Origin of the sequence: Okeania sp. SIO1H4 (genome assembly GCF_010672695.1) — a bacterium.
Classification (GTDB): Bacteria; Cyanobacteriota; Cyanobacteriia; order Cyanobacteriales; family Microcoleaceae; genus Okeania; species Okeania hirsuta.
Window position 1 is genome coordinate 1 of sequence record NZ_JAAHGB010000064.1, and the last position, 13,486, is coordinate 13,486.

Below are 13,486 nucleotides of genomic sequence, written 5' to 3' on the forward strand. Positions count from 1 at the left end.
GAACTTATGAATGTAGTGAATGCGGTTTTGAAGCTGATAGAGATTTGAATGCTGCTATCAACCTGAAAAACTATGTGAATCAGTAGCTTGAGTTTCAAGCGATTTTAAGCCTGTGGAGAAGATAAGTTGCAGACTGCGGTCGGTGGTCTTCTGTGAAGCAGGAAGCTAGCTCCAAAGCTCATGCAACCATGTATGGGTAAGTTTGGGTAAGTTTAGTAGAACGGGATCTTAACAAAGCAAACTAAACCTGGTCAGCTTGGCGAAGAAAAATCAGAAAGCTTCTTCTCCTATGAAAAATTAGAACTAGAACAATTTCCCAGGCAAACAAATAGTTTACGCAGACAAAGAACAAGAATTTTAGAAGAATTAGATGAATTATCAGCAGAAGTAGAAAGGTTCTTATCGGCAGAAGAAAGTTCACTTGATGAAGAATCAGAAAGCTTATCCTCCCATGAACAATTAGAACTAAAAGAATTAGTAGACGAATTAGAAGTATCAGTAAAAGAATTATAAGCAGATGGAGAAATTTAAACCTGAAATATCATGTTTTTTCTCAACTCTGTTAATGTAAAATGGGCAGCTTTTCCCTGACCTTGTTCAAATTTTGTTATTCCTTAGTGAATTGCCCCTACTGATTCACCATAATCTATTTGGTTTAAAGCCCCAGACTGAAATTGATTCAATGCTAAATTACTCAAACTATCTACTTCATTAATCAAACTTTGTCTTTCCGCACGTTGCTATTGCCACACCGCCTACACAGCAAATAATGACATGATCGCCAAACCACCTGTTAACCCAGAAATAAGTTTTTGTCACTCTCTCTCTCGTATTTTCCTACTTTTCTCAACATACTCCCTCTCTTTTTCCAGAATTTTTTGCTCTGCTTTTTCCAACCAACTTTCTGCCTCTTTTAACAAACCCTCTTGCAGCAAAAAGTAATCCTTCCTTTCCTTTTCTCACTTATACCATTTATCAAAAACTTTTCTACGTTTTCTTGAGTAGGGGAGTAGGTGAGTAGGGGAGTGGGGAAGAAGTAAACATAAGAACAATTAATATTAAATTAGCTCAAATTAGCATGCAAAGTGATTTAACTTGTTTTAATTACTTAATAACTGAAGTGCTGCCTAAGTATAGCATTACTTTTGGGAATTAGTATTACTCAAATTATCCCTTAATATCATGTCCGGTAGCATCGTTTGTGTATAAAATTAAGGTGACAATAGGGGAAAACCTTTCAAAGGGGGGTTAGGGGGGATACATAGCTGCCTTACTCAAACCCCTAATTAGGGTTTTCTGAAAAAGTCTTATGGGTAAGGGTAGGAGACAACCCACCCCTAACCCCTCCTAGGAGGGGAAGACAGGAGTCAGGAGGAAAGAGAATGCGCGAAACATTTGCTCTTGGATGAAGATGAAAATTTTTTTTATACCGAACCCGAGCGGATTTGATATTACTACATCTATAGGACTACCTATAATTTTACTGTTCGATCGCAGACCCATAAATTTGCCATAACTGAATAATATTATCTTGCGAAACACTTACAAGTTGTTTGCTATCTGGACTAAAAACAATTGCACCATCACCTTTGATACTTCTCAACAATTTTCCAGTACCAAGATCCCACAGATTAATATTACCATCCTCACTACTACTAGCAAGTATTTTTCCATCTGGACTAATTGCGATCGCCTTAATTGCCTGAGAATGTTTTTCTAGAGTATAACGTACTTTCCAGCTTTCCACATCCCAGACTAAAATCTTACTTTCTCCCTTCATCGCATGAGCAATAGTTTGCCCATCTTCACTGAAAGCGATCGCTTCTATGCCACGATTATTATTTGTATTGGGTATAGAAAGATTTTTCAACAGTTGCCCTTGCTCTGCATTCCACAGTCGAATAAATCTCGGCCCTCCACTAGCTGCCATGCGCAGGCCACCAGCGCCAAAAGCAATAGGTTGAGTACCATTCATCCTGTGCAGTAGTTGCCCTGTATAAATATCCCAAGATTTCATTCCGCGATCGGCGCTGCATCCTATTACTGCTCTGCCATCAGCGGTGAAACCAACAGCAGTTACTACCCCTGAATGCAAAAAACTGACGAGCATTTCTCCTGTAGGAATATCCCATAATTTTACTGTACCATCTCCACTTCCACTAGCTAGAGTTTTTCCATCTGGACTAATTGCTACTGAGCGGACATTAGCTTGATGACTGGATAAAGTATCTAGCAATTTGCCTGTTTGTAAGTTCCACAGTAGGATATCTTGACCGCGACTACTGGCTAATATTTCTCCATCAAAACTAATGGTTACAGATAAAGCAGAATCTGTTTGCTGATTAGATAGAGAGCGAACTAACCTTGGTGCTAGCACTAAATCGTTACTAATATCTGGCTGCGTTTCTGTATTTTCTGTTTCTGTGGTTGTTTGGGGTGAAGTTTCGAGTTGTTGTGTTTCAGAGTTGTCGTCTGTTTCTGTTGTTTTTGCTGGCAGTGTTCTTGGTGGCAGTGTATTTTCTGTTTCTGTGGTTGTTTGGGGTGAAGTTTCGAGTTGTTGTGTTTCAGGGTTGTCGTCTATTTCTGTTGTTTCTGGTGGAAGTGTATTTTCTGTTTCTGTGGTTGCTTGGGGTGAAGTTTCGGGTCTTTGTGTTTCAGGGTTATCATCTGTTTCTGTTGTTTCTGGTGGAAGTGTATTTTCTGTTTCTGTCTTTTCTGTAGTTACTTGAGGTGAAATTTCTTCCGTGTCATTAGTCGCAAAGGTGACAGTTTCTTGATTTTCTGTAGCAGTATTTTCAGGCACAACTACATTTCCGCTAATTTGTCGATCGCTATCATAACCTTTATCTACTAAAAATTGACGCAAACTATCAAAATATACTTCGCGATCGCTGTTTTGATATACCTTTTCTATTAATTTCCAACCATCTTCTTTTTGACCTAACAAATATTTATTTGCTAGATAAGCTGCCAAAACTCCTTTGACATTTTGATTTTGACTAGAACGCTGATAAAATTCTAGCCAAAGTTCTGAAGCGCTAGTATTTATTTGTACTGGATATTGCCTGGTAACATCTACCATTTCTCCTTGACGATACTGCCAAATACGAATGGGAAATCTAGCATCATTTATATTAGAAAATACCTTAGCAAATCTACCATCAACACTTTTAAATTCTGGAATATTATCTTGATCTAAATCTGTAAGTCTATAATTTACATTTCCCCAGAAATGACGCAACATAGAATATTTATTTCGTGTTGCTTCGTAGAGATAAATCAATGAATAAGTACCACTATCAAATACAACATCACTATTATTTATAGTTACTAAATCTACTAATACTTCTGATTCTCCATTTCCATCTAAGTCTAGTAACTGTACTTTCACGAATCTACCTGCTAATACTTCCATTTCAGTGTCAGATTCTGAGTCACCTGCTAAAGATTTAACTGGTATTGGTTCATTTAAAATAATTTCTCCATCTCTGATAATTTTCAGATTTAAGTTACTTACTAAATCTGTATTATTTGCTTGTTCGTAAATAATTTCTGCTTGTAAATTACCATTGCCAAACCTTTCTACAATTCCTGGTGGTTCTGTATTTTCTGTAGAAGATTCTGGAGTAGTTTCTGAGTTAGTATTTGCCGTAGATTCTGGAGTAGTTTCTGGTGCAGTTGCGGTAGTTGTTGATTGAGTATCTATATCAATTTTGGCAATGTATTCTGAGGGGATTTTAGAAACTAAACTATCATTATTTGTTTCAGTATTTGCAATAGATTGACATAAAAAAGTAGCCACCTCTGAGCGAGTAGCATCTCGATTAGGATTGAGTTTTCTCACATTTGGATAATTTACAACAATACCTTTGGCTGTTGCTGCAGCAATAGATTTTTTTGCCTCTTCAGGAATTGCTTCTGCATCTTCAAAGGTTGTGTTTAAATTTTTTTCTACAGATGTACTTTTTCGATAATTTAATCCTTCACTTAAAGCTGTTAATACTTGCCATCTTGTAATCTTGAGAGTAGGGTTAAAAGTCTTACCAATATATCCGGATAAAAAACCCGTTTCATAAGATTTTTGAATTGCATTATAAGCCCAATAATTTTGAGGAACATCTACAAATTTAACCGGATCGCGTACTAATTTTGCATCGGGAAAAGCTCTAGTAATCATTGCAGCAAATTCTGCTCTAGTTACAGGTGCATTAGGACGAAATGTTTGACTTTCATAGTCGCCAGATATGATTTTTTTGTCTAATAAATCTTCAATACAAGCTTGAGCAAAATGGTTTTGTATATCTTTTAAGGTTGTTTGAGCAAGTGCTGGTTTTATAATTTTATGCTGAAATAATTTGGGATTTATTATGGTACTTAATGCTATAAATAAAGCAAGGACAGGATGCCATTTATAAATTTTTATCATTAATTTTCCTCCACCACTTTTGAATTCTAAAAAAATGAGACTTTGACAGTAATTTTTTTATTATTTCTTAATTTCAAAGGTTGCTTCTACCTTTCCCAAAATTAATAGCTGAAGTCCGCATTTCTGACCTTATGAGGCTAGCTAATAGCTGACAGCTGTTTACGCAGCATTCCGCAGAAAATACTTACACTTATTCTAGCCAGTTTATTTTATCTTTGACCAAAGAAAATTATATTTAGTTCCATTGTTATTAGACATCTCTAGAAAAGAGGGAGTAGTAGGGACGTTACATACAACGTCCGTACAGAGTAGGGAGAAATAATTGATGATTGATGTGGAATAATTGATTTTATTTTTTATTATTGGAGATATCTATTAGACATTTGTCAATTCAATAATGCTTTATGGAATGTTTAAACCGGGATTACGATAAAAGGCTTATTTCAACAATTAATAATGGCGTTGGTGAATCAAGGGATGCAATCTAAACTTGACAAAATATAAAATGCTTTTCATTTAATAGTTAGGGTTTGCGCTTCACTAGTCTTTTTGCGCTCGGCAGGGAGTAGGGAGTAGCTAAAACTCAAGATTTGGAGGGAGTTGTAGAGGAGGTAGAATGAAAAATCATCCTTTTCCAACTCTGCAAAACTATACGCCAAAATACTCATTTTTTCAGCTTTATAAGGCGAAAATTAGGTGCTTTTTCACGTTCTAAAAAGGCATTTACCTTTATCTACAGGACTTACGAATTAACGCTATTAGTAGGGTGTGTTAGCGGTAGCGTAACGCACTGACACACTATGTATAGTGCCTTTGCGTAAGTCCTGATCTATAAAGACTTTGATATTTATGAGCGCAAGCCCTAGTTAGGCAATAGTCATTAAAGCAAAATTATAGTAAGCATTCAGCTATTAGCTGTCAGCTCTCAGCTATTATGATGAGGTTTTAATGAATATAGACTGTTGAGCACCATATTTTATAGTTAAGTATAAATTCTGCCTCAATTAGTAAAGCTTTTATCTAAAACTAAAAGCAATAGCTGATTGCTAATTGCTGACGGCTGAATGCTTACAAATTATAGCCAAAATCACCAACGCTTTAATAATTAACAATTACCTTTCCTTAAAATTATTGGTTACTTACTTATATAGCGTTTCCAAATGAGATGTAAATCTAGATTGAGATTTTTTCTTAGAAAAAAATTCTGTATTGAGTATCCATTAATTATTGTGCAAAGCTACTATTTAATAGTGTTTTTCTTCTTTACTGTTTCCTTTTTAGCAAGATTCTGTTTCCGTATTTCAAATGAAAAAGCTATATCTGTTTTATAGCAGTTGAAACAAAGGGCGCGGACATTTATAAAAAACGAGAGTTAGGGATTACTTTTGTACGGGCGTTAAAGATAGTTCTGCGAAGCTAACGGCCGTTTGCCCCTACTGACTTTTACATTGCACGGAGCGTTATATTGGTTTGCCACATTTTGTCTATAGTAATAAACTCGTAATTTTTTTCTAGTAAAATTGGAATTATTTCAGCAGCTATTTTTGCCACATCTTGACCGCCATAACATCCATCATGCAAAACAATAATAGAACCATTAGAGGTTTGCTGAACTACTCGATTAACTACAACTGAAATCCCTGGTCTAACCCAATCTTCAGGTACTACACTCCACATAATATTTCGATATCCCCATTGCTTTAATAACTTTAAAGTTTGAGGTAGAAATACACCATTGGGAGGACGAACATCACAAACTAATTTTGCTTCTAATCCACAAGCATTATAAATAGAAAGCTGTGTTTTTTTTAAACTAGATTTAAGTTGAATAGGAGTTAGTTGAGGAAATGATATATGTTCATAGCCATGTAAACCAATCCAATGACCTTTTTCATATACAGCTTTAGCTATTTCTGGATAACGATCTATACATATACCTAACCAAAAAAAGTTAGCTTTAATCTGATATTTATCTAGAATTTCTAATAATTGAAGTGTATGTTCTGGATGTGGGCCATCATCAAAAGTAAGAGTAATTTCTGATTTTTGTGTATTTCCTTGCCATAAACAATTAGGAAAAGCTGATTTTAATATTGGATGTAAAATAGGAAATAAAGGTGCTAGTGCCATAGTGAAGTCAGAAGTTAGAAGTTAGAAGTTGTTTTTGTAACAAGTATTTGAGCAAACTTCCAAAAATATTTCACCTTAAAAGGTGGGGTTGCGTGACCCAATTATTATAAAAATTTTTACCTAATTTTTCTTTGCAGGAGTAGGGAGTCCCGAAGTTGATTTAACTTTTTCGGGACTTCAGTCAGAAGTATGTGGATGACAATATGTTAAATACTTTTTTTTATAGAAAAATTCGGTATATAAAATTAATTGCATATATTGCAAATTACTATTGCAGGTTTTAAAAATTTATGCCATACTGCTTACCTAGTTATATCTAAAACTTAAAGTAAAAATTTTACGTCAAGATATAATTTTAACTTCAATAATATTAAGTAAACCAAGGGAAAATACAGATGGCAGGTGGAGATTTTGCGAATACTGATTTTGCGGCAGCAGCGCCGTTTACTTACAATCACGATACAGGGGGTGGCGCATATAACGACCGGACTGTAGGTGATTTTAATGACATTACCGAAAACCTAGAAGGTGGTCAATTTGCCTTTGGTGATATTGTCACCTACCTTGTCCAAATTGAAATGGAAGGGACAACTGTAGATACAGTCCAAACCGCCGAGTTCGATTTCAGATTCTTGGCCAATAGTACAGGGCAGGCTGGTGCAGCTCATGCTGATATTGTCAATGTTGCTGTCAACTACGGTGATGTGGAAAATGGTGATAATGGTACAACCTCTAATCGTGGTGAAGGCTTCTTTGGCTTGGATAGTGGTATCAGGGATGATGGCGGTAGTACAGCAACATTGATTAGTGAATCTCTGGTTAGTACCCCTCCAAATACTCTTTTCCAGTCAGATAGTGAGTTACTGGGAACTGTCCAGGTAGATGACCTCGAAGCAGGTGAGAAGGTTGTGCTACGGATTGATGTCTTGCTTGCTGGAGACCCTGGTAGTAGTCCAACTGGTAATCTCCAAGGTCAATTGGAAGCTGGCCGTGTTGTTTTTGCTGATGGACAGGCTGTTGATGACACGATTAATACTGGTCAACAAACTATTCCGTTCATGAAAATTGGTGAAATTATCGGTGCTGGCGATCCATTACTGGATATCCAGAAAACAGTTACTTCCCAAGGTGGTAGTTTTGATTCCAGTGTTGAAGAGTTGACTGTAACCTCTGGTGATACGGTGCGTTATTACTATGAAGTTACTAACGACGGTACTGCCGAACTGTTTGATTTAGATTGGACTGATGATAATGGAACACCAGGCGATACAACTGATGATTTTACTTTAACCGATGCTTCCATTCTGAAAGTCATTGATTTTGATGGCAACGAATTTACCTCTGGGTTTGACAGTCTTTATGGAGACCTTGATAGTGAGGGAGACGCAAATGATTTGGCACCAGGTGCAACCGTAATTTTCTATGAAGAAGTTCAACTGTCTGCTCAAGGTACAGTTATTAATACAGCAGATGCCATTGGTAATAATGGTGCCTCTGGTGGCAACTTTGAAGAACTTACCGACTCAGATACTGCCTGCCACAGTTAATGTGGAGGGAACTCCAGCAATTGGAGTTACCAAAACAGCAGATGTAACCAGTGTGAATGCTGCGGAACAGGTAATTACCTATACCTACACAGTCAGCAATGATGGTGATGTACCGTTGACTGGAATTACCCTGAGCGATGACAACTTCACCCCTGCTGATACAGGTGACGACTTTCACCCTACTCTCACTGATGATGGTAATGGTGATGAAATTTTAGATGTTGATGAAAGTTGGACTTACACAGCGACTTACACTGTTACCCAAGCAGATCTTGATGATGGTTCCGACTTGGTGAACTTTGCTACTGCTGACAGCAACGAAACTGAGGAAAAGAAAGATGATGAAACCGTTGAGGTACTCCAACAGCCAAATTTGGCTGTTGTCAAGACTGCTGATATTACTGAGGTACAGGTAGCTGGAACTGATATTACTTACACATATACAGTAACTAACACAGGCAACCAAACCTTGACTAACGTTACGGTCATGGACGATAACTTTACTCCCGATGACGGAGATGCAACTAATGGTGATGAAACTCTTGATGATATCCCTATTGCCCTGAGTAGTACAACCCTAGCTCCAGGAGAAACAACAACTGGCAGTTATACCTATACTGTTACCCAAGAGGATATTAACAGTGGTGCAGATTTGGTGAACGTTGCTACTGCTGACAGCAACGAAACTGAAAAAAAGACAGATGATGCTAAGGTAGATGTACTCCAAGACATTGACTTCTTACTGCTAAAAACAGCCAATATTAATGAAGTAAATACAGCAGGACAAGTCATCACTTACACCTACACCATAGAAAATACTGGCACAGTTTCCTTAACTAATGTCAGCCTCATTGATAACAACTTCACTCCTGACAATTCAAATGATGACTTCGACCCCGAATTCGTTCCCAGTAGCGATGTTAATGGTAATGAAGTATTAGATGTAGGTGAAACCTGGGAATATACCTACAGTTACACTGTCACCCAAGATGATATTGACAGTGGAACAGCTTTAGTTAACGTTGCCACTGCTGACACTGAGGAAACCGACCCCAAGACCGATAATGAGACAGTCACGATTGACCAGAATCCTAACCTGTCAATTCTCAAGGAAGCTAATGTTACTGAAGTAGATGCTGCTGGAGAGCAGATTGTCTACACATATACGGTAAAAAATGAAGGCAATGTCACCTTAGAAAATGTCACTGTTACCGACGACAACTTTACTACCGATGACGGAGATGACATCCCTATTACTCTGAGTAGTACAACCCTAGCTCCAGGAGAAACAACAACTGGCAGTTACACCTATACAGTGACTCAAGCAGATATTGATAGTGGAGCGGATTTAGTCAACGTAGCTATTGCTGATAGTGACCAAACCGAACCAACAGAGGATGATGAAACTGTTGATGTAATTCAACAACCTAGTCTTTCAATTCTCAAGGAAGCAGATGTTTCTATAGTCAGTACTGCTGGTCAGGTCATTACCTACACTTACACCCTTAAAAACACAGGCAACCAAAGCTTAACTAACGTTACATTAAGCGACGATAACTTTACACCAACTAATCCAGGGGATGATTTAAATCCTACATTTGATGTTAGCAGCGATAATGGCAATGGAATTTTAGATGTGGGTGAAATCTGGAAATATACTGCAACCCACACGGTGACTCAAGCTGAAATTGACACTGGTGCTTCTTTAGTTAACGTTGCTACTGCTGATAGCGAAGAAACAGAGCCACAGAAAGATAATGAACAGGTGCAAATATTCCAAAATCCTAGTCTTTCCATTCTCAAGGAAGCTGATGTTACTGAGGTAGATGCTGCTGGAGAGCAGATTGTCTACACATATACGGTAAAAAATGAAGGCAATGTCACCTTAGAAAATGTCACTGTTACCGACGACAACTTTACTCCCGATGACGAAGATGCAACTAACGGTGATGAAACTCTTGATGATATCTCTATTACTCTGAGTAACAGAACCCTAGCTCCAGGAGAAACAACAACTGGCACTTACACCTATACTGTTACCCAAGCAGATATTGATAGTGGAGCGGATTTAGTCAACGTAGCTATTGCTGATAGCGATCGAACCGAACCCACAGAGGATGATGAGACAGTAGATGTAGTACAAAATCCTGGTCTTTCAATTCTCAAGGAAGCTAATTTAACTGAGGTAGATGCTGCTGGGGATCAGATTGTCTACAAATATACAGTGGAAAATACGGGCAATGTTACTTTAGACAATGTCACTGTTACCGACGACAACTTTACTCCCGATGACGGAGATGCAACTAATGGTGATGAAACTCTTGATGACATTCCTATTACTCTGAGTAGCACAACCCTAGCTCCAGGAGAAACAACAACAGGTACTTACACCTATATAGTGACTCAAGCGGATATTGATAGTGCAGCAGATTTAGTCAACGTAGCTATTGCTGATAGTGACCAAACCGACCCTAAAACCGATGATGAAAAAGTTGATGTCCTGGAAGATGCAGATTTCTTACTGCTCAAAGAAGCTGATGTTAGTGAAGTGGATGAAGTTGGAGAAGTTATTACTTACATATATACGGTAACTAACAGTGGCAACCAAACTTTAACTGGGTTTACTCTCAGCGACGATAACTTCACTCCTGACGATCTTACTGATGATTTTTTCCCAACTCTTACGAATAATGGTAATGGGGATAATAACTTAGATGTAGGTGAAACCTGGAAATACACCGCAACCTACACAGTCACTCAAGCAGATTTCGATAGTGGCTTAGATTTAGTTAACGTCGCAACTGGTGATACTGACCAAACCGAACCTAAGACTGATGATGAAACCGTTGATGTAGTCCAAAATCCTAGCATTACCCTTGAGAAAGTAACCACCGATGGAGTTGTTACAGGCGATAATATTGGGGTTTCCGCAGGAGAGTCGATCTCTTGGATTTACACAGTAACTAATGATGGTAACTTGAACCTTTCCAATATTAATCTTATCGACGATCCACAAGGTGTGATTACCAATCTAGTTGTTGACGGTGATGGTGATGCTATTCTCGCTCCCAATGAAACCTGGATTTACGAATTAACCGGAACTGCCATCACTGGCAGCTATCAAAACCTCGGAACAGTCACAGGCGACCACTCCAACGGTCAAGGTCAAGTTGAAGCTACTGACCCCAGTTCCTACACGGGAATTGAAGGCCCAGGAGTTCGCACACCAGGATTCTGGGTGAACTGGACTGAAGTTTGGGATGGCAACCCGGAAAATGACAGTCGCTTTGCAGAACGTTCTGGTTTCCCATCAGGAGACCTTTTGTTAGCACCTTATTCAGCATCTGAGCAAGCACCACAGGTACTCGATCCAGTAAGTGGAACGTACCAGACAGGACTTCTTGTGGGTGACTACAACCGGAATGGTATTACCGATGAGAGTGAAAGCACTATATTCTACAGTCTCAACGAAGCCAAATCTATTCTTGCTGCCAAGCAAAAAGAGCAGAAAAACGACAAGCGGTACACTCTCGATCGCTCCTTAGTTGCTTCTTGGTTGAATTTCACTGCTTTTAACCCAGCACCAACAGATGATATCGATAATGGTATTGCGTGGATTCAGGAGCATACACCAGATGAAAATTTGGATGGTATTGGTGACGGAGACCTCATCCTAGAGGCATCAACTTATGCTGTTCCAGCTAATTCTGATTTCTGGACTGAATCTAATCCAATTGTGCCTAATGGCGGTGAATTAATTCACACTGCTCTAGACGATTACAACAATAATGGTCTTTTCTAAATCTATTCAGATTTTCTAGATTGAGGCGATCGATTCTGGGTAACGACTTCTGATATTAGAGGAAGTCGTTACTTTTGTTATTTGACACTCCATGGACTAAAGTCGTGTGGATTTTTCAGAGGAGCTTTCTATCGGGTTAAAACCACGATTTCCAAATTGCTCGTTTACGAAGTATGCCGCTCCGGCACCAACATATCTTGCTGCAGTTTAGAAACAAACACCAGTAAATGGGATAGAGGCAATAATTGAAAATACTTCAAGATACCCAATCTCCCCATCTCCCCATCTCCCCATCTCCCCATCTCCCCATCTCCCCATCAACCCATCTAAAAAGATGTTCCAAATACTTGTGTCCAATAATGGTTGAAATTAACGCTACCAGTATCGTTTTCCAAGAAATAGTAACCAACACCAATTTCCTGCAAATTTGGATCTAGAATGTTGGCGCGATGTCCGGGACTATTCATCCATCCTTCTACTACCTCCTCCGGTGTCAAATACCCTACCGCAATATTTTCTGCCCAAGCTGAAAAATCATAACCTGTAGCTTCAATACGATCGCCTGCTGAAGAACCATCTAACCCTGTATGCTCGAAAAAATCTTGCAGTGCCATATTCTCTGTGTGAGTTTGCGCCGCCTGACCTAATAATGGATCTGTACTCAGGGGAGACAAACCCAACTGAGTGCGCTCTTGGTTGGTCAGTTCGACAACTCTATTAATGAAATTTTGATTATCTGTTTCAGTATTTGAAGAGGGTTCAAATAAGAAATTGGCACTGCTGAGACTCCCTACAGATACATTATTTACTTGCGCTATAGTTTCTCCAGTGAGGCGATCAATAATCACCGTGTTTTGCTGACTACTTTGTAAACTAATATTGTCAAAACTTAAACCATCGGGTAGTTGAATTATATCGATACCATTTTCAAAGTCAGCTATTTCATCCACACCTGCACCATTTTCTAAGACAAATACATCGCTACCTGCTCCACCATTGAGAGTATCTTGTCCCAAACCACCACTGAGAGTATCATTATCCCGATCGCCAAATAAAATATCATTGCCCCCATCCCCAAAGAGGCGGTCGTTATTTTTGCCTCCAAATAAACTATCCCCACCATTGCCCCCTCTAACAACATCAGCTTCGCGATCGCCACGAACTAAGTCGTTACCATTGCCACCTTCTACTGTATCATTGTCTTTCCCACCCATTAAAGTATCGTTGCCTCCCCCCCCAATAAGGCTATCTTCACCCCGGTTTCCCAGGATGAATTCCGAGTCTGAAGACCCCGTAACTGTATCGTTGCCACTAAGAGCAGCTAACCCATCGGGAAAATTAGCGAGTTCTCCAGGAGAAAGAGCGATCGCTTCTGTATTATCGGTGGCGAGCAAGTTATTACCATTGGGCGTGAGTTCAGTTTCCATTTGTTACCTATTTTATTAGTTTTTTTTTATTTAGACAGGACTTACGCAGAACCGTTATATCTAGTAGGGGAGAATGCCATTCACCCCCTACAGATAGGCATTTACCCCCTACGGATAGCGTATTGTCTAATAATTTGCGTAAGTCCTGTTAGAA

General features: G+C 38.8%; 7 protein-coding genes. 3 read left to right on the forward strand and 4 right to left on the reverse strand.

Features of this window, described 5'->3' with window-relative positions; translation table 11 throughout:
- Window positions 1–86, forward strand: an 86-nt coding sequence (locus F6K06_RS34300; protein ID WP_353734890.1) for a zinc ribbon domain-containing protein, incomplete at its 5' end; no start/stop codon positions are given.
- Window positions 87–1,480: 1,394 nt separating this feature from the next.
- Here F6K06_RS34300 and F6K06_RS27065 read toward each other — a convergent pair.
- Window positions 1,481–4,426: an S-layer homology domain-containing protein gene (locus F6K06_RS27065; RefSeq protein ID WP_124155503.1), complete on the reverse strand. Its 2,946-nt coding sequence runs from the start codon at window positions 4,424–4,426 to the stop codon at window positions 1,481–1,483.
- Window positions 4,427–5,869: 1,443 nt separating this feature from the next.
- The gene (locus F6K06_RS27070) at window positions 5,870–6,556 is read right to left on the reverse strand and encodes a polysaccharide deacetylase family protein (RefSeq protein ID WP_124145063.1); all 687 of its coding nucleotides are present in this window, start codon (window positions 6,554–6,556) and stop codon (window positions 5,870–5,872) included.
- Window positions 6,557–6,951: 395 nt separating this feature from the next.
- On the opposite strand from F6K06_RS27070, the gene F6K06_RS27075 reads away from it, so the two are divergent.
- The gene (locus F6K06_RS27075; RefSeq protein ID WP_287243764.1) at window positions 6,952–8,103 is read left to right on the forward strand and encodes a hypothetical protein; all 1,152 of its coding nucleotides are present in this window, start codon (window positions 6,952–6,954) and stop codon (window positions 8,101–8,103) included.
- The gene (locus tag F6K06_RS27080; RefSeq protein ID WP_287243781.1) at window positions 8,042–11,905 is read left to right on the forward strand and encodes a hypothetical protein; all 3,864 of its coding nucleotides are present in this window, start codon (window positions 8,042–8,044) and stop codon (window positions 11,903–11,905) included. The genes F6K06_RS27075 and F6K06_RS27080 overlap by 62 nt, the downstream gene beginning before the upstream one ends.
- Before the next feature lie 207 nt (window positions 11,906–12,112).
- On the opposite strand, the gene F6K06_RS27085 is transcribed toward F6K06_RS27080, so the two are convergent.
- Window positions 12,113–12,262 carry a hypothetical protein gene (locus tag F6K06_RS27085; protein ID WP_192901194.1) on the reverse strand — a complete coding sequence of 50 codons (150 nt, stop codon included), beginning with the start codon at window positions 12,260–12,262 and terminating at the stop codon, window positions 12,113–12,115.
- Window positions 12,232–13,332: a CAP domain-containing protein gene (locus F6K06_RS27090; RefSeq protein ID WP_287243765.1), complete on the reverse strand. Its 1,101-nt coding sequence runs from the start codon at window positions 13,330–13,332 to the stop codon at window positions 12,232–12,234. The genes F6K06_RS27085 and F6K06_RS27090 overlap by 31 nt, the downstream gene beginning before the upstream one ends.
- Between the last annotated feature and the right edge of the window lie 154 nt (window positions 13,333–13,486).

Bases quoted from the DNA above. Each gene is read 5' to 3' on its own strand.
- F6K06_RS27065 (WP_124155503.1), bottom strand. From the start codon at position 4,426: ATGATAAAAATTTATAAATGGCATCCTGTCCTTGCTTTATTTATAGCA.
- F6K06_RS27070 (WP_124145063.1), bottom strand. From the start codon at position 6,556: ATGGCACTAGCACCTTTATTTCCTATTTTACATCCAATATTAAAATCA.
- F6K06_RS27075 (WP_287243764.1), top strand. From the start codon at position 6,952: ATGGCAGGTGGAGATTTTGCGAATACTGATTTTGCGGCAGCAGCGCCG.
- F6K06_RS27080 (WP_287243781.1), top strand. From the start codon at position 8,042: ATGGTGCCTCTGGTGGCAACTTTGAAGAACTTACCGACTCAGATACTG.
- F6K06_RS27090 (WP_287243765.1), bottom strand. From the start codon at position 13,332: ATGGAAACTGAACTCACGCCCAATGGTAATAACTTGCTCGCCACCGAT.